At 46.9% G+C, this 20,045-nt stretch carries 20 protein-coding genes; 7 read left to right on the top strand and 13 right to left on the bottom strand.

Features of this window, described 5'->3' with window-relative positions; all coding sequences use genetic code 11:
• Positions 1 to 453: 453 nt before the first annotated feature.
• From DFP81_RS16935 to cbiB, 7 genes are all read right to left on the bottom strand, one after another.
• Positions 454 to 903, bottom strand: a complete 450-nt coding sequence (locus tag DFP81_RS16935) for an REP-associated tyrosine transposase (protein ID WP_115899072.1) — start codon at positions 901 to 903, stop codon at positions 454 to 456.
• Between the two features lie 1,105 nt (positions 904 to 2,008).
• Complete coding sequence (locus DFP81_RS16930) at positions 2,009 to 2,341, bottom strand: DUF1904 family protein (protein ID WP_115899071.1); 333 nt, start codon at positions 2,339 to 2,341, stop codon at positions 2,009 to 2,011.
• Between the two features lie 11 nt (positions 2,342 to 2,352).
• Positions 2,353 to 2,844, bottom strand: a complete 492-nt coding sequence (locus tag DFP81_RS16925) for a DUF2914 domain-containing protein (protein ID WP_115899070.1) — start codon at positions 2,842 to 2,844, stop codon at positions 2,353 to 2,355.
• Between the two features lie 210 nt (positions 2,845 to 3,054).
• Positions 3,055 to 3,549 carry a xanthine phosphoribosyltransferase gene (gpt, locus tag DFP81_RS16920; protein ID WP_115899069.1) on the bottom strand — a complete coding sequence of 165 codons (495 nt, stop codon included), beginning with the start codon at positions 3,547 to 3,549 and terminating at the stop codon, positions 3,055 to 3,057.
• A 166-nt stretch (positions 3,550 to 3,715) separates the two neighbouring features.
• On the bottom strand, positions 3,716 to 4,234 hold the full coding sequence (gene cobU, locus DFP81_RS16915) for a bifunctional adenosylcobinamide kinase/adenosylcobinamide-phosphate guanylyltransferase (RefSeq protein WP_115899068.1): 519 nt from the start codon (positions 4,232 to 4,234) through the stop codon (positions 3,716 to 3,718).
• Positions 4,231 to 5,289, bottom strand: a complete 1,059-nt coding sequence (locus DFP81_RS16910) for an aminotransferase class I/II-fold pyridoxal phosphate-dependent enzyme (protein ID WP_115899108.1) — start codon at positions 5,287 to 5,289, stop codon at positions 4,231 to 4,233. The genes cobU and DFP81_RS16910 overlap by 4 nt, the downstream gene beginning before the upstream one ends.
• Positions 5,274 to 6,227: an adenosylcobinamide-phosphate synthase CbiB gene (cbiB, locus tag DFP81_RS16905; RefSeq protein WP_115899067.1), complete on the bottom strand. Its 954-nt coding sequence runs from the start codon at positions 6,225 to 6,227 to the stop codon at positions 5,274 to 5,276. Before cbiB ends, DFP81_RS16910 begins: the two co-directional genes overlap by 16 nt.
• A gap of 98 nt (positions 6,228 to 6,325) precedes the next feature.
• Between cbiB and DFP81_RS16900 the strand changes: the two genes are divergently transcribed.
• Positions 6,326 to 7,810: a cobyric acid synthase gene (locus tag DFP81_RS16900; protein ID WP_115899066.1), complete on the top strand. Its 1,485-nt coding sequence runs from the start codon at positions 6,326 to 6,328 to the stop codon at positions 7,808 to 7,810.
• On the opposite strand, the gene DFP81_RS18265 is transcribed toward DFP81_RS16900, so the two are convergent.
• On the bottom strand, positions 7,807 to 7,971 hold the full coding sequence (locus DFP81_RS18265; protein ID WP_181903128.1) for a hypothetical protein: 165 nt from the start codon (positions 7,969 to 7,971) through the stop codon (positions 7,807 to 7,809). The genes DFP81_RS16900 and DFP81_RS18265 overlap by 4 nt on opposite strands.
• 741 nt (positions 7,972 to 8,712) lie before the next feature.
• Between DFP81_RS18265 and DFP81_RS16895 the strand changes: the two genes are divergently transcribed.
• On the top strand, positions 8,713 to 10,035 hold the full coding sequence (locus DFP81_RS16895; protein WP_181903127.1) for an O-antigen ligase family protein: 1,323 nt from the start codon (positions 8,713 to 8,715) through the stop codon (positions 10,033 to 10,035).
• A gap of 126 nt (positions 10,036 to 10,161) precedes the next feature.
• On the opposite strand, the gene DFP81_RS16890 is transcribed toward DFP81_RS16895, so the two are convergent.
• Positions 10,162 to 10,353, bottom strand: coding sequence for a hypothetical protein (locus DFP81_RS16890; RefSeq protein ID WP_115899064.1), 192 nt, complete (start codon positions 10,351 to 10,353; stop codon positions 10,162 to 10,164).
• 1,133 nt (positions 10,354 to 11,486) lie between these two features.
• The gene (locus tag DFP81_RS16885; protein ID WP_245959203.1) at positions 11,487 to 12,866 is read right to left on the bottom strand and encodes an MATE family efflux transporter; all 1,380 of its coding nucleotides are present in this window, start codon (positions 12,864 to 12,866) and stop codon (positions 11,487 to 11,489) included.
• A 243-nt stretch (positions 12,867 to 13,109) separates the two neighbouring features.
• Between DFP81_RS16885 and DFP81_RS16880 the strand changes: the two genes are divergently transcribed.
• The gene (locus DFP81_RS16880; RefSeq protein WP_115899062.1) at positions 13,110 to 14,024 is read left to right on the top strand and encodes a LysO family transporter; all 915 of its coding nucleotides are present in this window, start codon (positions 13,110 to 13,112) and stop codon (positions 14,022 to 14,024) included.
• On the opposite strand, the gene DFP81_RS16875 is transcribed toward DFP81_RS16880, so the two are convergent.
• The gene (locus DFP81_RS16875) at positions 14,021 to 14,251 is read right to left on the bottom strand and encodes a hypothetical protein (protein WP_115899061.1); all 231 of its coding nucleotides are present in this window, start codon (positions 14,249 to 14,251) and stop codon (positions 14,021 to 14,023) included. The two genes, DFP81_RS16880 and DFP81_RS16875, sit on opposite strands and share 4 nt — an antisense overlap.
• Before the next feature lie 742 nt (positions 14,252 to 14,993).
• On the opposite strand from DFP81_RS16875, the gene bamJ reads away from it, so the two are divergent.
• Entirely contained in the window at positions 14,994 to 15,722 is a 729-nt protein-coding gene (gene bamJ, locus DFP81_RS16870; RefSeq protein WP_115899060.1) for a BamJ family beta-barrel-assembly machinery protein, read from the top strand.
• Positions 15,723 to 15,999: 277 nt separating this feature from the next.
• On the top strand, positions 16,000 to 17,400 hold the full coding sequence (locus tag DFP81_RS16865) for an undecaprenyl-phosphate glucose phosphotransferase (RefSeq protein WP_115899059.1): 1,401 nt from the start codon (positions 16,000 to 16,002) through the stop codon (positions 17,398 to 17,400).
• A gap of 15 nt (positions 17,401 to 17,415) precedes the next feature.
• On the opposite strand, the gene DFP81_RS18640 is transcribed toward DFP81_RS16865, so the two are convergent.
• Entirely contained in the window at positions 17,416 to 17,535 is a 120-nt protein-coding gene (locus tag DFP81_RS18640; RefSeq protein ID WP_115899058.1) for a phosphohexomutase domain-containing protein, read from the bottom strand.
• Between the two features lie 28 nt (positions 17,536 to 17,563).
• The gene (locus DFP81_RS16855; protein WP_181903126.1) at positions 17,564 to 17,998 is read right to left on the bottom strand and encodes a phosphohexomutase domain-containing protein; all 435 of its coding nucleotides are present in this window, start codon (positions 17,996 to 17,998) and stop codon (positions 17,564 to 17,566) included.
• A gap of 38 nt (positions 17,999 to 18,036) precedes the next feature.
• Here DFP81_RS16855 and DFP81_RS16850 point away from each other — a divergent pair.
• Positions 18,037 to 19,208 (top strand): IS3 family transposase gene (locus tag DFP81_RS16850; RefSeq protein WP_425453674.1). Its coding sequence is split into 2 segments (ribosomal slippage): positions 18,037 to 18,304 and positions 18,304 to 19,208, totalling 1,173 coding nucleotides; the frame shifts between segments, so codons are not numbered across the junction.
• Positions 19,209 to 19,398: 190 nt separating this feature from the next.
• Positions 19,399 to 20,034 (top strand): IS110 family transposase, encoded by a 636-nt coding sequence (locus DFP81_RS16845; RefSeq protein ID WP_115899055.1) that lies wholly within the window; start codon positions 19,399 to 19,401, stop codon positions 20,032 to 20,034.
• Positions 20,035 to 20,045 lie beyond the last annotated feature (11 nt).

Here is a 20,045-nt window from a genome sequence, read left to right as displayed (position 1 = left end):
TTGGGTCTTGTAGGTTGCCCTTTAGGGCAAATGCCACGGAGTAGACGAATCAATCACACGAGACACGTGCGATCAACGTGACAGCTCTTCAACGAAACTACTAAACTAGCCCTGAAGCTGGGTATTGTAGGTTGTCCTTTAGGGCAAATACCACGGAATAGACGAATCAATCACACGAGACACGTGCGATCAACGTGACTGCTCTTTAACGAAACTACTAAACTAGCTCTAGGCTTGGGTCTTGTAGGTTGCCCTTTAGGGCAAATGCCACGGAGTAGACGAATCCATCACACGAGACACGTGCGATCAACGTGACTGCTCTTCAACGAAACTACTAAACTAGCTCTAGGCTTGGGTCTTGTAGGTTGCCCTTTAGGGCAAATGCCACGGAGTAGACGAACCAACCACACGAGACACGTGCGATAAAAGGCTAAGTCAGGCGAGGCAATCAAGTTAAAGATAAACAGAGTCCCAGAAAGAATAAAAACTAACACTGCTAACTAGATTTTTCCTAAGCGGGTTAGCAACGATATATCTAGCTATATTCTTTCTATCATCTCCAGATCGGAGCGCTCTATCATAAAAACCTGTTTGCCAGATTTTACTCTTAACCTTTCTTGAATGATTCAGTGTTTTAGCACTTCTTCCCTTTAATGAGCCAACTACGACCGACAAATCTACTTGTGAATTTAACCGGACCAAACCATGAAAATGGTCAGGCATGAGAACCCATGCTAACCAGACACATTGATGGTTCATTTCGTTGATCTTGATTTGCTGACAAAACAAGCAGGCTAATTTGAAGTCTCGAAAATATTTCCGATTAGCTTCTGTTTTAAAGGTAATAAAATATTCACCCTGTAACTGACTGTATCTGCCTTTTCTTAGGTCATTCCATGACATAACAAATCCCTTTCTATACCTGTTGACTCTCTAGTATAGACAGCTGAAGTCACAATGATCTTAGAATTGGGATAAACGAGAAATCTGATTTCATCACTTCCGCGTCGGGCTAAAGCCACGACCTACAAAGGCAAACGGCGACACCGGGTGGCTTGTGAAATCACCTCCGCGTCGGGCACTCTTTTTTTAGGTATGACAACCCACAAAAGCAAATACCACGGAGTAGACGAATCAATCACACGAGACACGTGCGATCAACGTGACAGCTCTTTAACGAAACTACATACCACGATCATCACTTCCGCGTCGGGCTAAAGCCACGACCTACAAAGGCAAACGGCGACACCAGGTGGCTTGTGGAATCACCTCCGCGTCGGGCACTCTTTTTCAGGTATGACGACCCAAAAAGGCTAACGGCGACACCGGGTGGCTTGTGAAATCACCTCCGCGTCGGGCACTCTTTTTTTAGGTATGACAACCCACAAAAGCAAATACCACGGAGTAGGTGAATCAATCACACGAGACACGTGCGATCAACGTGACTGCTCTTTAACGAAACTACATACCACGATCATCACTTCCGCGTCGGGCTAAAGCCACGACCTACAAAGGCAAACGGCGACACCAGGTGGCTTGTGGAATCACCTCCGCGTCGGGCACTCTTTTTCAGGTATGACGACCCACAAAGGCTAACGGCGACACCGGGTGGCTTGTGGAATCACCTCTGCGTCGGGCGCTCTTTTTTAGGTATGACGACCCACAAAGGCAAATACCACGGAGTAGGTGAATCAATCACACAAGACACGTGCGATCAACGTGACTACTCTTTAACGAAACTACTAAACTAGCTCTGGAGCCGGGTCTTGTAGGTTGCCCTTTAGGGCAAATACCACGGAGTAGACGAATCAACCACACGAGACACGTGCGATCAACGTGACCGCTCTATAACGAAACTACATACCACGATCATCACCTCCGCGTCGAGCGCTCTTTTTTAGGTATGACGACCCACAAAGGCAAATACCACGGAGTAGACGAATCAATCACACGAGACAGCTGTGACCATGATTTCGTGGTGTGTTTGGCGGTCGTCTTGGATCGTTAGTTAAAAATGTTCGCCGTTTTCGTAGTAGTCTTTGCCTTGTATATCGTGGAATAAGACGGTGATGTCTTGGCCGCTTTTTACTAGGGGGCGTGTGAGGTATTCGATTGCGCGGGTGACTTTTGCCTTTACTTCGTCGCCACGGTCGAACCATAAGACTTCAAAGAATGGGTACGCGGGGGAGGCGCCGCCGACGGCGAGGTAGGTTATCGCTTGGTATTCGAGGGTGAAATGAGAATTGGGTGTGTCGGTGATCTCCGCTAGGTTTTCTAATAGCGTGTCTGCAATAGATTCAAGGTCTTCTAGCGGAAGACCTCGGACTCGTAAATGGGGCATATTTATTTAACCTATTCTGTTACTTCTGACATGGGCGCGGCCATGGTTTCTGGCGCGGCCATGTCGCTGTTCATGTCACTTGAGGTGTCGCTTGGCTCGTCTTCGTCTATATAACGAAATGAGCGAGAATCAATCACTTCACCATCTTGCACGACTTCCGCCGTCCAAGTGCCATCAAAGCCTGGCATTAAACGTTTGCTAGACCATACACGCCAGCGATCGCCACCGATATCAAACGACACGTCTGCCATCACGTCACCGTCTAATTTCCAACGATGAGTCACTTGGCTTCCGGACATGCCACGTAGGTCGGTGAAGAAATAGACGCGCTGAATGTCGCCGTATTTAACAGGAATAATATTGCCAATATCATCAATTGGCTCGCGGTCGATAACATCACTGGAGAACACAGCTCGAGCGACTGTGCCATCAGCCCAAGCAGGCAGTGCAATGGCAAACGACATCAAGCTAGCAAAGATCAAGCGGAATAAATATTGGTGCATAGTGAAATCCTATAAAGCGTTTTAAAGAAAAGCGCAGCGGCATCAAGATCCGCTATGCAAAATAAGGTGCCTACTTTAAAAATAGCGTATTAAGAGAAGAATGACAGCGAGACTTTTGTATAAATTTGAAACATGTCTCGCTGTATTTTGAGGGCATTTTACGCAAGCCGCCAGATAGGAACAAAGTGTTTTAGATTATTTACTTATTGCTTACTTCCCATGACGATCAGCCAATGGGGTAGAGAAGGTGTATTCCATATCCCATGGAAAGCGAATCCAGGTGTCTTGGCTTACTTCTGTAACAAAGGTGTCCACCAGTGGTTTGCCGGCAGGTTTGGCATATAGGGTGGCAAAATGCGCTTTTGGCAGCATATCGCGCACTTTTTGCGCGGTACGGCCAGTGTCCACCAGGTCATCAATTAAGATAAAACCTTCGCCATCCCCTTCAACACCTTTTAGCACGCTCAGCTCGCCTTGCTTCATGGCCGCTTCGCCCGCTTCACCACTGTAGCTAACGATACAAATGGTATCGATCAGACGAATGTCCATTTCACGACATAAAATCGCCGCCGGCACCAAACCACCGCGAGTAATCGCAATAATGCCCTTCCAAGGACCTTGCTCTAACAAACGCCAAGACAATGCACGTGCATTTCGGTGTAGCTCTTCCCAAGAAACCGGGAAGTTTTTCGAATAAGGGGTCATCATAAGCTCCTATGCTCAACAGTCAGTAGCAAATTTATCTTAGATACGCAAAATCACCGCTGAAATCAACGCCGCATTTACGGATAAAAAACATCTAAGAAAGGTTGTGGTGTCGGAGGCTTTGCGAATTTTAGGCCAAAAACACAAAAACCACCTGAGGCTGATTTTAAGGGGGTGATTTTAGCGGCATTGGTAGCCCGGCTGCAACAAAAGTTACCCGTTCGGTCAAGTTTGCTAATTTTTGATTCATTGTACCGATTTCGTCACCAAATCGTCGCGCCAATTTGTTGATTGGCATAATCCCCAACCCCACTTCACTGGAGACAATCACCAAACTGCCTTGAAACGCGTCTACCGCCTTTAAAAAAGCGTTCGTCTCTGCCACCAGCCGCGCCTCGTCTTCTAAACATAAGAGATTGCTTATCCACAGGGAAACACACTCTATGATCAGCACATTCTCTTTATCGTTTAATCTCGCTAAGGTATCGGCTAATGCAAGCGGCTCTTCAATAAGCTGCCATTCAGCCGGACGACCTTGTTGATGTTTCGCCACTCGGCTGGCCATTTCTTCATCCCAAACCTGCGAGGTGGCAATGTAATGAACCGCCAAGCCCGTGGCTAAAACCTGCTTTTCTGCAAACGCACTTTTACCGCTGCGCACGCCGCCTAACACCAAATGCTTCATGCTAATTCTCGGCCTCCGGCGGTTTTTAATAAGCCGATCAATGCTTTATCTAGTCGATCAATTTCATCCCGCGCTGGCAAGGCGACACGGATCCAGCCCTCTCCTAAGCGCGTATGCACGCCCACGGTATGCAACATTTCGAATACTCGCTCTGCGTACTCGCTACTTTCTAAATGCCAAGTCACAAACAAAGGGCATACTGTGTGCTGTTGAGAGTCAAAAATGGTGTTCAACTTAGGCATTACCCTGCTGACAAACAAAGCTTGTCGCTCGGCTAAGCTTTGCTTCGCTTGCGCTTGCCAGGCTAAATCATCAAACGCAGCGCCGATCAAAAACAAGCTCGGGGTTGCGACCGGCCAAGGGCCTAACAGATTGTTCAGCGCCACTTCCCAGCGCGTTGAACAAAAGGCGAACCCTACTCGCGCCCCCGCCAAACCAAAAAACTTACCCACAGAACGCAGCACAAATAAGGCTTTTGGCCAATCGCTCGCCTCACATGCAGACAAAAAGCTATGCTCTGGCTGCGGGTCCATAAAGGCCTCGTCCACTACTAGGTAAGCGTCCATAGACTCGGCTTTATCCAACACAGCTTGTAGACTCTCAAAATCATACAAACGTCCGGTTGGGTTATTCGGCTGAATCACCACCGCCACTTGCCAGGTTTGTGTTAAGAGCTCATCCAGCTCGTTGTAGTAGGCAATGTCATAGCCCCACTTTTGCCAAGCAAATGCATGCTCTTGGTAACCAATACGCGGCACCATCACGACTTTCTGTTTGAGTCGTTCGCTCAACAAGGCCGGTAACGATTCAATAATATGCTGAGAACCGGCACCAATCGCACTAGGGCGCAGCCCATAATAGCGAGTCGCTTGGGCCAATAAGGCCGCTTGGTCGGGCAGCTCGTTCCATAACTTGGGGTCGATATCGGGAATCGGCCATGGCTCTCTATTGCAGGCCGAAGAAAGGTCTAACCAGGCCAACGCTTGCGAGCCGACTTTTCGCTGCCAATAGGCCAGATCGCCACCGTGTTTTGGTGGCACTAAATCAAAATGCATATGAGCAATCCCCATAAATAAACGCTTTTATCCACTAACCAAATGGCCTTTTCTAAATGCACAGGGGTTGGTGCTTCGCCCTCCCCGAGCACAGGTCGCGATTCAACTTTGCCAAAATACGGCGCTTCTCCACCCAGCTGCACGCCTAAAGCACCGGCACCGGCAGCCATTACTGGGCCGGCATTTGGGCTTTTCCAGCGAACTTCTGCTTTGCCTGCCGAGCGCAACGCTGGCGCCCACTGACCGCAAATGGCATAGGTGTAAACCACCAAACGCGCTGGTAGGTAGTTCAACACATCATCAAAACGCGCAGCAAACCAACCAAAGGATAAGAATTCGGCCGTTTTATAGCCCCACATGGCATCCAAGGTATTTGCCAAGCGATACACCAAGGCCCCTGGTGCACCGAAAATAAGAAACCAGAAGATAGGCGCGAAAATCGCATCGCTACCGTTTTCTAAGATCGATTCAATGCCCGCTTTGGCAACCTGAGATTCACTTAAATCATGAGTATCACGGCTGACAATACGACTCACTGCAACACGAGCCTCATCCAAATGCCCAAGACTTAACGGCGTTGCGATGGCTAAAGCGTGCTCGCGCAGGCTTTGCCAACCAATAGAAAAATACAAAATCAGCACAGACAGCAAGCTGTCTAGCCAATCGGGAAGCAACCAATAGCAGAGCAAGAGCACAAACAAACAAGGCAAAACGGCGGCACACCAAGCTGCAACGCCCAACAAACGCTGATTGAACACGTCTGCGCTAAGCGGCAATTGCAACGTCCGTCGGCAATAGTCCACCCAACGACCAAACCAAATTAATGGATGCCAACTTTTTGGCTCGCCGAGCAGACGATCCAGTAACAAGGCCGCCACCAGCATCACGGCCGTAGAGCCCAGAAACTCAAAAGAGTCATTAAAAATAGAGGTAATCATGGTTAAGCGTTATTTTTTCACGTAAAAAAGCATCAATGTCGAGTAGAATTGTCGGCTAGAATTCTACCACCGAATTGACCCAATACGTGATGACTTACATGCCAGCTTTTAACTTAATGATTCAAGGAACGACGTCGGATGCAGGAAAAAGCACCCTAGTCACCGCCCTGTGCCGATTATTCCAACGCCGAGGCATTGCCGTCGCCCCCTTCAAGCCGCAAAACATGGCATTAAACAGCTCGGTAACCGCCGACGGTAATGAAATTGGCCGCGCTCAAGCCGTGCAAGCCTATGCGGCAGGGCTTGAGCCTCAGGTCGACATGAACCCGATTCTGCTTAAACCCAACACAGACACAGGCGCGCAAGTCATCATTCAGGGCAAAGCCATCGGTAATATGAACGCCGTGGGTTATCACCAATACAAAAGCGTCGCCAAAGCCGCTGCGCTGGAATCCTATCATCGCCTTGCTGACCAGTACCAAGCGGTATTAATAGAAGGCGCAGGCAGCCCAGCGGAAATTAATCTACGCGCCCGCGACATCGCCAACATGGGCTTTGCCGAAGCCGTCGATTGCCCTGTGATCATCATTGCCGACATCGACAAAGGCGGGGTTTTCGCGCATCTTGTTGGCACTCTGGAGCTACTGAGCCAAAGTGAGCAAGACAGAGTGATTGGCTTTGTGATAAACCGCTTTCGGGGCGACATCAGCTTGCTGCAATCTGGATTAGACTGGCTTGAAGAACGCACCGGCAAACCGGTTCTAGGGGTTTTACCTTACTTAAAAGGCTTCCATTTAGAATCTGAAGACGCGGTGGCAAAAAGCCCAGAAAAAGAAGGCCTTCAAGCCAAATTACAGGTGGTTATTCCTGTCATGCCACGTACCAGCAACCACACCGACTGGGACGCCTTGCGCCTACACCCAGACGTTCAGGTCACACTCGTTGGCGCCAACCAAAGCATACCCGCTGCGGACTTGGTCATCTTACCGGGTAGCAAAAGCGTGCAAACGGATTTGGCGTTTCTACGCCAAGAAGGCTGGCAAGACTACCTGAATAAACACCTAAGATACGGCGGCAAAGTCATCGGCATTTGCGGCGGCTATCAAATGCTAGGGGAAAAACTCCTCGACCCCCACGGTTTGGAAAACCACGAGAAAAACGCCACCTCAAATGGCTTTGGTTTTATCCCCATGGAAACCGTATTGGAAAAAGACAAACAACTGAAACAACGCCAAGGCTCACTGCTGCTCAACGAGACACAAGTTCAACTAACAGGCTATGAAATCCACTGCGGCGTCTCACATTTTAACCAAGAAAGACAGCCACTCGCCACATTGGAAAACGGCCAGCAAGAAGGCTTCGTCTCAGCCGACAACGCCATCATAGGCACCTATCTCCATGGCCTATTCGACCACCCAGACGCCCTTGCCGCACTCATAAAATGGGTAGGCATACAAAACGCCGCGCCATTTGACTACACAGCCCTACGCGACCAAGAAATCAACCGCCTCGCCGACAGCACCGAAGCACACATAGACATCGACAAACTAATCCAACAATGCAAAACATGGAAACCAAACTAAAACCACCCGACGCAGAAGCCATAACACAAACCACCCGCTGCCACCGACTCACCCCGTAGGGCATCATAAGCGAAGCGCAATGTGCCCATGGCCGCACAGCTCTTGCTCTCCCCCTTTTTCTTCAAGGGGGAGTTGGAGGGGGTTTGCACTTGAACTGGCACTGGAACTTACTCTCCCCCTTTGTTCTTCAAGGGGGAGTTGGAGGGGGGTTGCACTTGAACTGGCACTGCTTGATCACACCAAATCCATCGCGGAATACCGCGGTCTTCGTAGGGCATCATAAGCGAAGCGTAATGTGCCGATGGCCGCGCAGCGGACACAGTTTAATCCGACGATCTTTGACCACACTAAATCCATCTAGAATACTGTTTTCCCTTGTGGGTCGCCATACCTAAAAAAGAGCGGCCGACGCGGAAGTGATGCTCATCATGAGGGTCACGTTTGTCACACGTGTCTCGTATGATTGGCTTTATTAGCACAGTGGCATTCGGGCTAAAGCCGCGACCTACAAGACCCCGACATAATCCGTCGGGGATCACCACCTTCCGTCGGGGATCACCACCTTCCGTCGGATTACGCCTCGTTCCTCGTCTCATCCGACCTACGGTAGAAATGACGATATTTGGTGCATCAAATTCGACGAGGATGGCACCGCTTGATCACACCAAATCCATCGAAAATACCGAGGTCTTCGATGGCCGCGCAGCGGGCACATTTCCTCAACCACACCCACCCTCATGACCTGCCTCAAAACCTTCCCTGCCTCCACAACTCTAGACACTTTTTCCAACCCACCAAAAAGCTCACAAAAAAGACTAATGCCAGAATGTAAAAAAAACGCTATGATTTCCCACCTAGAATTTTACAGTTTCGCAGTTTGCTTGAATGGACACCCCTATTATATGACCCGCCTCGACCACACTAGCCAAAGCAGCCGTTTTTTATTAATTGGCTTTATTTTCGCTTGTTTATATGCCTTAACCAAAATCCATACCCCTAGTGGGATATCAAATGCTGTTGGTGCGCCTATGGTGCTACTAGGGCTTTACTCCATCTATCGGTATGGAAAAGGGTTAAGTGTAAAAATCCCTATGCTTTTACTGCTCGTTTCTATCATTATACCGCTTATTAGCTGGTACTTTGCGCATGATAGCTATCCAGAATTAACGGACGACTCTCCGCGATTAGGTAAGATGGCACGAATTTTTCTATTTATTCCGTTGGCGTGGTGGCTGAAAGATAGTCCAAAAAAAGTCTTTATTTTCTTAGGGCTTGCCTCTTTACCAATCCTTTTTTCTCCTTGGATCAGTGGCGGGAGTTGGCAAGAAATAGCAATAGGATGGAGTGGTAGTAAACGCATAGATTTTGGTTTACGCAACCACCCAGAACATGCCAGCTTATTTTTTGGCTTTGTTTTAGTTGGATTAGTTTGTTTTGCTCCACGAATTTTTCGCTATTCAAAATACCTTTTTGCCCTTTTAGTACCTGCGATCATGTTCTGCGCATTTACTATAATAGCAACGCAAACCCGTGCATCATGGGTAGCTCTTATTGGGGCGATCTCTATTTGTCTTCTGTACTTTATTTGTACTGGCTTAAAAAAAGAGTATTTACAGCCACGCTATTTGCTTGTCTTTACTTTAGTTCTATTGACTTCATGTCTTGTCGTTTTCAAATCAATGGGGCACATTGTAGAAAAGCGCTCAGGTGCTGAATCTGGCGTGATAGAGCATATTTTAAGTGGAGATATCGAAAATGTGCCTTATACCAGTATTGGCATCAGAATTCATATGTGGCGGGCGTCTTTTGCAAAAATTGAAGAGCGACCACTAACAGGGTGGGGCAACAATGGGCAGTCAATTGCTATAGACCAAACAGCATGGATGCCTGATCATATAAAGCATGACTTTGGACATATTCACAATATATACATAGCACTGCTAACAAATTATGGATTATTCGGACTCATTTTCTACCTCGTCTGGGTTGGCTGGTTACTTACTAAAGTACTTAAAGCGGTCTCGAAGAATCTTTTGAATAGGGATATCGGTTACTTCTCTATTGCTACAATATCCTTTTGGAGCGTCACTAGCATATTTGAGTCGTACTTATTCTTTTGGACAGGGGTACTATGCTTACAAATAACTTTTGCAGCGATTTTAGCCCTTATCTGGCAAGCTGAAATAAAAGAAAAGCAACAACAAGACAATCAAACACCCCAGTAGCTTGATTGTCTTAAGGGGCAAAAATCGTTGATTTCTGCCCCTTAAACCACAAAACCATGTACCGACCGTAAAACTCACCATACTTAAGCCCCCGCAATCGCCGCTTACCTTTGTGGGTCGCCATACCTAAAAAAGAGCGGCCGACGCGGAAGTGATGACACACAAACCACCAGCTGCCACCGACTCACCCCGTAGGGCATCATAAGCGAAGCGTAATGTGCGATGGCCGCACAGCTCTTGCTCTCCCCCTTTTTCTTCAAGGGGGAGCTGGAGGGGGTTTGCACTTGAACTGGCACGGCTTGACCACACCAAATCCATCGAGAATACCGCGGGCTTCGTAGGGCATCATAAGCGAAGCGTAATGTGCCGATGGCCGCACAGCTCTTGCTCTCCCCCTTTTTCTTCAAGGGGGAGTTGGAGGGGGTTTGCACTTGAACTGGCACTGCTTGGCCACACCTAATCCATCGGGAATACCGCGGTCTCTTGTAGGTTTGCCTTTAGGCGAATAACTGGAGAATGGACGATTCCAAATATAGGTTAAAGTCGAAATAGCCGGTGATGTTGTGTGGCTGTTGTATCACCCTAACCACACGTGTCTCGCATGATTGGCTTTATTAGCATAGTGGTATTCGGGCTAAAGCCACGACCTACAAGACCTAGACATAATCCATCGGGTACCACCACCTTCCGTCGGATTACGCCTCGTTCCTCGTCTCATCCGACCTACGGTAGAAATAGCGATGATTGGCCACACCAAATCCATCGGGAATACCGCAGTCTTCGTAGGGCATCATAAGCGAAGCGTAATGTGCCGATGGCCGCGCAGCGGACACAGTTTAATCCGACGATGTTTGATCACACCAACCCCATCGAGAATACCGCGGTCTTCGTAGGGCATCATAAGCGAAGCGTAATGTGCCGATGGCCGCGCAGCGGGCACAGTTTAATCCGACGATATTTGATTACACAAAATCCATCGGGAATACCGCGGTCTCTTGTAGGTTTGCCCTTAGGCGAATAACTGGAGATTGGATGCCTCAAATGTGGGTTAAAGTCGAAATAGCCGGTGATGTTGTGTGGCTGTTGTATCACCCTAACCACACGTGTCTCGCATGATTGGCTTTATTAGCATAGTGGGATCCGGGCTAAAGCCACGACCTACAAGACCCAGACATAATCCGTCGGGTATCACCACCTTCCGTCGGATTACGCCTCGTTCCTCGTCTCATCCGACCTACGGTAGAAATGACGATATTTGGTTACATCACATCTATCGAGAATACCGCGGTCTTCGAAGGGCTCCATAAGCGAAGCGTAATGTGCCGCTGGCCGCACAGCTCTTACTCTCCCCCTTTTTTCTTCAAGGGGGAGTTGGAGGGGGTTTGCACTTGAACTGGCACAGCCTGGCCGCGTAGCGGACACACCTCACACGCTCCCCATCACATATTTATCTAAGCCACTTCCCTTTCAGACAATATCCGTTTGCCTTCATAACGCTGCAAGATGAACCGCAAGCGCACGACCAATATCAGAGACAACAAGCTCAAGCCTGCTCCCAAGCCTATGTAGAAACCACGCAATGTAAGCGTGTCGGCCCAAGGGCTGTAGTGAGACAGCCAATAACCAAACGGGATACTCAAGCCAAACAAAGACACGGCAAAGGCGATCATCGACGAGCGGGTATCTCGAAAGCCTCGCAGTGCACCGGTAAACACGGTTTGCAGCATGTCTGGTAGCTGATAACTTGAGGAGATCAACAAAATGCTCGCGGCCATGGCCACCACTTGGGCATCGCTGCTGTAAATATAAGGAATAACATCGTGGAAGTACTGGGTAATGCTAAAGCAAATCGCCACGTAACCTAGACCGAGCCACAAAATAACTCGCAGCCGCTTTCTCACCCCAGAGACTCCCTCTTTTGACATGGCTTTGGCCACCACTATCGCCGTCACCGCACTCATCGCCATCATAGGCGTAAACAAAATAGAGGTATAAGACATGACAATTTGCCCTGCCCCTAACGCCAAATCACCAAACGATGAAATCAGCCATGTCATGGAGGAAAACAGCGCTACCTCAAAGGTAAAAGCAAAGCCTGCGGGCGCGCCAATATGCAGCAGCAAAGAGAATTTCTTCATGTAGCGCCAGATCAACCGAGAGAACAAAGGACGTTTATTAAAAAAGCGATCGTATACAAAGAAGAAAGTTACCGACAAATACAAAGACAAACTCGACGCAATCGCCGCGCCACGGGCACCAAGATCAGGAAAGCCCAACTTGCCGTAGATAAGCACATAGTTAAAGACAATGTTCAGCAGTAACCCGGTGCTCGCCACAAACAGCGGAAAGCCTGGACGGCCAGCCGCTTCAAATAAGTTTTTATAGGCCGTCATCAAGGCCAACATAGGCAAAGCTGGCGCAAAGATATACAAATAATCCACCGCGACACGGCGGGTTTCTTCTTGGGTCGCCATCATGCGAGCAAAATGTGGCAATAGGGTCACAGTGACAATACAAGCCACCACACCCAGAATAATCGAAAGCCCTACCGCCTGAGACATATAGATGTTAACAAGCTTAGGCTGACGCCCATGCAAATGGCGAGTTACCAAAGGCGTAATACCAAAGGTCACACCAATTAAAAAACACCCTACAGGCAGCCACAAACTGGACGCCAAACCAACCGCGGCCAAATGCGTCGCACTGTAATGCCCAAGCATCACGGTATCGACTAGGCTAATCGACAACTCTAATGTCATGGTCAGTACCATGGGCAAAAGTAGATGCAGAACCTCTTTTAAAATAGACGGAGACGAAAATCCTTTTAACACACATGCACCCTTACAGATAAAGAAATAGGGCGATACCAGCTCGCACCAAGCTCCGCATTTTACACCGAAGTAACCGGCTTTATAACGCACAAAAGAGACACTTTTCTTTCAAATAAAGCCTTTTACTTACCTTATGTGTATAGATCCCCTTGCGCCCTTCTAAAAATGCCGACAAAATGCCGTGTTTTTCTTATTCCTAACATCTGTGTGTCCCTAACATTAAGGACTAAGGTTAGACAGCCCATGACAGTTATCACCACACTAGGCCCCTTATTGGTTGCGCTACTTTTCGGCTACTGGATAGACATCAAGTTTCTTTCGCCAAAGCGTGTTGCCATCGGCCTTGAAAAGCTGGTTTATCTTATCCTTGGGTTAATTGGTTTTAGCATAGGGGCACTGGACAACCTCATTGAGAAACTGATCGTTGCGGGATGGCAAGCCTTTGTCTTATTTAGCCTTATTACTCTTATCAGCTTAACCGCGCTCTATTGCAGCGGACAACGCTTTGGTGGCGCACACGCCAGCGAGCCAAAAGACATCCCTCAAGCCAGCAAGCAGCAAGCACTAAAAGACGCCGCACAAACCATCGCTTGGGTTATCGCAGGGATTATTCTGGGTAGGTTTGGCAAAGACTGGGCCATGGGCGTCGACCAAGCGGTCACAGGGCTACTCTACATACTGCTCTTGCTTGTTGGTTGCCAACTAAGACAAGGTAATTACCGCCTCAGAAAACTCCTACTAAATAAGCAAGCCGTCATAGTCGCAGGCACCACCATCGGCAGCACACTGCTGGCAGGCTGGCTCAGCGGCTTAATATTAGGCCTCAGCTGGCAACAAAGCTTGGCTGTCGTTTCTGGGTTTGGCTGGTATAGCCTTTCTGGTATTTTGATAACCGGATTAGGCGACCCAGTACTCGGTACCACCGCTTTTTTACTCGACCTTGGGCGAGAAATCACCGCGCTTATGATCATTCCCTTTCTTGCCAAACGCAGCAGCCACATGTCCGTCGGCTACTCCGGCGCCACCGCCATGGACTTCACCCTCCCGATACTCAGCAAATTTCACGGCCCAGAAATAGTCCCGGTTTGCATCGCAAGCGGCTTCATCATGAGCCTACTCGTCCCCATCCTCATCCCACTCTTCCTTGGCATGCACTAACCAGCATCCACTTGCTGGAACTGACACTGGAACTTGCTCTCCCCCTTTTTCTTCAAGGGGGAGCTGGAGAGGGTTTGGTCTTGAGCTAGCACTGGCACTTGCTCTCCCCCTTTTTCTTCAAGGGGGAGCTGGAGAGGGTTTGGTCTTGAACTAGCACTGGCACTTGCTCTCCCCTTTTTCTTCAAGGGGGAGTTGGAGGGGGTTTGGTCTTGAACTAGCACTGGCACTTGCTCTCCCCCTTTTACTTCAAGGGGGAGCTGGTGGGGGTTTGCACTTGAACTGGCACTGGAACTTGCTCTCCCCCTTTTACTTCAAGGGGGAGCTGGTGGGGGTTTGCACTTGAACTGGCACTGGAACTTGCTCTCCCCCTTTTACTTCAAGGGGGAGCTGGTGGGGGTTTGCACTTGAACTGGCACTGGAACTTGCTCTCCCCCTTTTTCTTCAAGGGGGAGCTGGAGGGGGTTTGGTCTTGAACTGGCACTGGCACTTGCTCTCCCCCTTTTTCTTCAAGGGGGAGCTGGAGGGGGTTTGATCTTGAACTAATACTGGAACTTGCCCTTCTCCCCCAAACACCCTGTCAGCATTCTGTAAAGACGCTTTGTAAAGACAAGCGCTTGCGCAAACACCGTCATGGTTATGTAAAACTCATTGTCGGGAAAGAGCGACAACGCTTATTCTCGAATCACACCTTGTGCTTTGCAGAAGAAGATTATCTTTTGGATCAACAAAGTGTGCAGGTGAAGGGGTCGCTTTGGTAAAGAGTCCAACATAAAATTGGCATAATTGTCCTTGCTTATGTTAGAACAGTACCGACGGATCTGATTTTGCTAAGCACAGGGCGTATTAAATGTGTCATCAAGGTTATACCTCTTACATGTACGCAATTAAAAACGACATGCGACTCAAATTCCGTAACAAAACCCAATACATCGCTCTGCGATAATCAACAATCAAATGGAACGCTTTTTTATGAAAAAAACTCTCATTGCGGCGCTGGTTATGTCCTCCGTTTCTTTTGCGTACGCAGCAGACACTACTACCAAACTAGACACCAAAGAACAAAAGCTAGCTTATAGTATTGGTACTATGTTCGGTGGTCGCATGGAACAGGACTTTAAAGATCTAGACATGGACACTTTCTTCCAAGGTTTTAAAGATTCATACGAAGGCAAAAAAGGCCTAATGACCAAAGAAGAAGTAACGGCAACTATCCAAGCGTACCAAAAAGAGCGCATGGAAGAGCAACAACGTGAAAAAGCAAAACTAGCCGCAGAAGACAAAGCCAAATCAGAAGCTTGGATGAAAGAAAAAGCCTCTGAAAAAGGCGTAATGAAGACTGACAGCGGCCTACTTTACAAAGTCATCGCCAAAGGCACTGGCGAAAAACCAAAAGCCACTGACACAGTAAAAGTAGACTACGAAGGCAGCTTGATCGACGGCACAGTATTCGACAGCTCTTACAAGCGTGGCGAAGCCATCACCTTCCCTCTAAACCAAGTTATCCCAGGTTGGACAGAAGGCCTACAACTTATGCCTGTTGGCTCTAAATACGAGCTATACATCCCAGCAGACCTAGCATACGGCCCTGGTGGCACTGGCCCTATCCCACCAAACGCAGCACTTAAATTTGTTGTTGAGCTTCACGGCATCGTAAAACCAGATGCGAAAAAAGACGAAGCGAAAGCTGAAACTAAATAAGCAACACCCGTAGCCCTCTCTTAAACACAGAGCATTACCATATCGAACTAAATGGCTACCACGCGGTAGCCATTTTTTATCTACTCTCCTCCATTTTCATCACGAACCCATGGTCAGCCACAGTTAAAGCATCCTCCTATACTGAGGATCAGCTTAGTGCCTACCTAGCCGTTTAAATTGTCTAAAAACGATATTCCCTTTATTATCTTACTGATATTACTGGCCTATTGCTGATATTATAATCATCTAATCTTGTAGTAAATAAGTAGGGAAGACATTGAAATCAGGACACTCACTAAAAGAACACAGCGCCTCCATCGCCATTACACTAAGAACTCTAGATGTTATTGCTATACTCATTTCAGGGCTATTCTGCTTCTGGCTACGCTTCTCACATTTAAATTTAAGCTACGACTATAAAAGCGTATTCTTAATAGGTATCTTACTTAGCCTGCTTTCTTTATCTGCGTCTGGGGCATACCGAGCATGGCGTGGTATCTCATTTTTCACTGAAATAAGGTGTGTAATTGGCGCCATCTGTTTAAGCTTTATCCTTCTTATCCTCAGTGTGTTTGCCACACAATCTTCAGAGCTTTTCTCGCGTATATGGGTTATTAGCTGGCCTATAAGCTCATGCATTCTTATTTTGCTGTACCGCTTTACACTGCGTAAAAGCTTAGGTGTATTGAGAGCGAGGGGAACAAACATTAGACGTGTCATCATCATAGGTCATGGCGAGTTAGCACAAGAAGTGGCAACAAAGCTGATAGAAACGCCCAGTATGGGGCTGGTTATTAAAGGTTATATTTCTGACAATGGCGCCCTTGCTGAAGAAGAAAACAGCTGTCACCTTAACTATCTAGGTAATTTAGAAGACTTAGACAAAACAGTTGCAGATCTCCATATAGATCAAGTTTGGATAGCTCTTCCTATGACAGAAGTAGAGCAGATGAAAAAGGTCCAAAACGTTCTTACCAAAACCTCTGTAACCATTCGAATGGTACCGGATATTTTCGGCTTCCAGCTGCTTAACCATTCCATGACGGAAATTGCAGGCTTGCCTGTTATCAACTTATCTACCTCTCATATGTTAGAAGGCAGAAATCGCTTTTTGAAATCACTAGAAGACAAGCTCCTTTCAGCTATTATTCTTCTCTGTATTAGCCCTATTCTTTTTCTAGTTGCTATCGGTGTTAAACTTTCTTCGCCAGGTCCAGTTTTTTACCGACAAGAAAGGGTCAGCTGGAATGGTCGTCCATTCGAGATGCTCAAGTTCCGCTCCATGGCAGTAGACAGTGAAAAAGATGGCGTAAAATGGGGTGGCGCAACCAGTATGTCAGTAACCAAATTTGGCGCCTTTATCCGTAAAACCAGCTTAGATGAACTACCACAGTTTATTAACGTACTAAAAGGCGATATGTCTATCGTTGGCCCAAGGCCAGAACGCACCGTTTTTGTCGAACGCTTTAAACATGAGATTTCAGGCTATAACCAAAAACACATGGTCAAAGCCGGCATTACCGGTTGGGCACAAATAAACGGCTGGCGCGGAGATACAGACCTAGAGAAAAGAATTGAGTGTGACCTATATTACATAGAACACTGGTCGATTTGGCTCGATTTTAAAATCATCTTCCTGACTTTCTGGAAAGGTTTTATTCATAAAAATGCTAAATAGCTGTATTTACTATTGTCAATAAAGAGACTTTCTAAACTCCATATAACACCGTAATTCAGGCGCATTTCCAGAGGGTCTTAAATGCACGATATCTCCGGTATTAAGTATCATACGCAACCCATCTGTTTCGTCCATTGCGACGACGTCTAATACCTGGTCTTGTTCAGCGATTACAGCAAACAGCTTGTCTCGTTTTTTTGCTGGCTTTTAGCTCTGAAATCAGCTGTCTACTTGTTTCTGTTGGGATATTTCTAATCCGGTCGCTGACGGTATAACGTTTGGCGAACTCTGAACTAAGTTGACTAACAGTTCGAGCTTGCTGCACAGACATCGCTAAGATAATTAACATAGGCAACATAGAATCGCGCGTTGGTAACGCATGCAGCGTTTTACCACTTACCTGAATGTTAGTACCTACTAAAAAGCCACCATTGGCTTCGTACCCTACCACCTTAGCGTCTGGATCTTTACTAACCAGCTCTTTCATTCCTGCAATAACAAAAGGCGAACCAATTTTAATAAGCATATTAATTCGCTTAGGGGTTAGCTTATCCCCTTCAGATTGCAATACGCTATTCACATTGATTGATGCAGCCACATGAGTCGCATTGTAGTGGCATAGTGAATTTATTCACTATGCCAAGAAAACCTAATTTTAGCCCTGAATTCCGTTTAGAAGCGGCGCAGCTTGTTACAGAACAAAATTATAGTGTTGCAGAAGCGGCTGAATCGATGGGAGTGGGCAAATCCACCATGGATAAATGGGTGAGACAACTCCGCTCAGAGATCCGTGGTGAATCCCCCAAAGCAACACCAATGACAGATGAACAACGTCGAATTCGCGAATTAGAAAAGCAAGTTAAACGCCTTGAAATGGAAAAAGACATGTTAAAAAAGGCTTCCGCTCTCTTGATGTCGAACGAGCTGAAAGGTTTGCGTTAATTCATCGACTGCAAGAGAGCTTTCCCGTTGATCATCTCTGTCAGTTATTCAATATTCACAGAAGTAGCTACAGATATTGGCGTGATAAAGCAGTTGGTGAAACACCTGCTCGTATTATGCTCAAAGAAAAAGTTCGAGCCGCTTTTGAAGTGAGTGAGGGCTCTGCGGGAGCGAGAACGGTCGCAGCTATTGTTACTCAAGGTGGTACAAGCTTAAGTCGGTATGTCGCAAGTAATTTAATGCGCGTACTCGCTTTGCTTAGCTGTCACCAGCCTAAGCATCGCTATAAACGAGCAAAGCAAGAGAGTTTAGTTGCGCCGAACCTTCTGGCTCGACAGTTCAAAGTGAGCTCTTCTAACAAGGTTTGGTGTGGCGACATTACCTATGTTTGGACAGGAAGTCGTTGGGCTTATTTAGCGGTTGTGATGGATTTATACGCTAGAAAACCAGTTGGCTGGGCGATGTCTCTGAGCCCTGATAGTGAGCTTATTAGTAAGGCTCTTATTATGGCTTATGAGTTAAGAGGAAAACCTAAGGCGTTAATGTTTCATTCAGATCAAGGTAGTCAGTACACAAGCTTAAAATATCGTCGTTTGCTGTGGCGGTATCAAATCCAGCAAAGTATGAGTCGCCGTGGAAACTGTTGGGATAATGCCCCGATGGAGCGTTTCTTTAGAAGCTTCAAAACAGAATGGATGCCTGAATTAGGTTACCGGACTTTTTTAGAAACTAAACATGCTGTAACGGATTACATAGTAGGATACTACAGCCAAATTAGACCGCATCAGCACAATAGAATGTTGCCACCGAATAAAGCGGAAGAGCTGTACTGGAGAAACTATAAAACCGTGGCCAGTTTGACTTGACCACTTGTATCTTGAAGTTTTGGATGATTAGCTATCCTCCAAGCTCTAAAATCAGTGAGGATGTTTGACCACGTAATGTTTAACATTGAGCTGTAGATTATCCCCTGATTTTACTTTCTCTAATACTGGATGGTATCCGAGCGCTTAGTTATTAACTAATGACGCTGTATGCACAAGTGGAGTCGTTGATATGAGAGTAAATGTTGGAATTGAAGTAAGCAAAGATTCTTTAGATTTTTGTTTATTATTAAATCAAACCAAGAGCGGTCGAAAGTTTAGGAGTTTTAAAAATAGAAAAGTCGATTATGCAACTATCAATGATTGGTTGTTAAAGCAAGCTAAATGCCAACCCAACGAAATCGTCATAACGATGGAGTCTACAGGTGTTTATCATGAAGCAATCGCTTTATATTTATACACGTCTGGTGTTCAAATCATAATTTCAAATCCTGGCAAAGCGAAGAAATTCTCTCAGTCGCTAGGGTTAATTCATAAAACAGATAAATCAGATTCATATATGCTCGCAAGATATGGTAACGCTCAATATGAGCATTCTCCTTTGTGGAAACCAGATGCCGAGAGTATTAGATCAATCAAAGCGTTAGTTCGTAGGCTATCAGCGTTGGAAAAAGATCGTTTGAGAGAAAGCAACCGACTGGAAGCTTGCACAATCAGTGATTCTCATAAGCGAGTCCTGTTATCAATTAAACGAATTATCCAAATTTTAGATGATGAAATTAAGCGCGAATTCAACTCCGAAGTGCACCACCCTCTAAATTATGCTGCGCTTCGTAGTTCATCGAACACCACCGCAGGTTGTCTATAACCAAGGCATTT

Origin of the sequence: Marinomonas pollencensis (assembly GCF_003387375.1) — a bacterium.
Classification (GTDB): domain Bacteria; phylum Pseudomonadota; class Gammaproteobacteria; order Pseudomonadales; family Marinomonadaceae; genus Marinomonas; species Marinomonas pollencensis.
The sequence above is the reverse complement of the archived record's forward strand: the minus strand, read 5'-3'. Positions and strand labels throughout refer to the sequence as shown.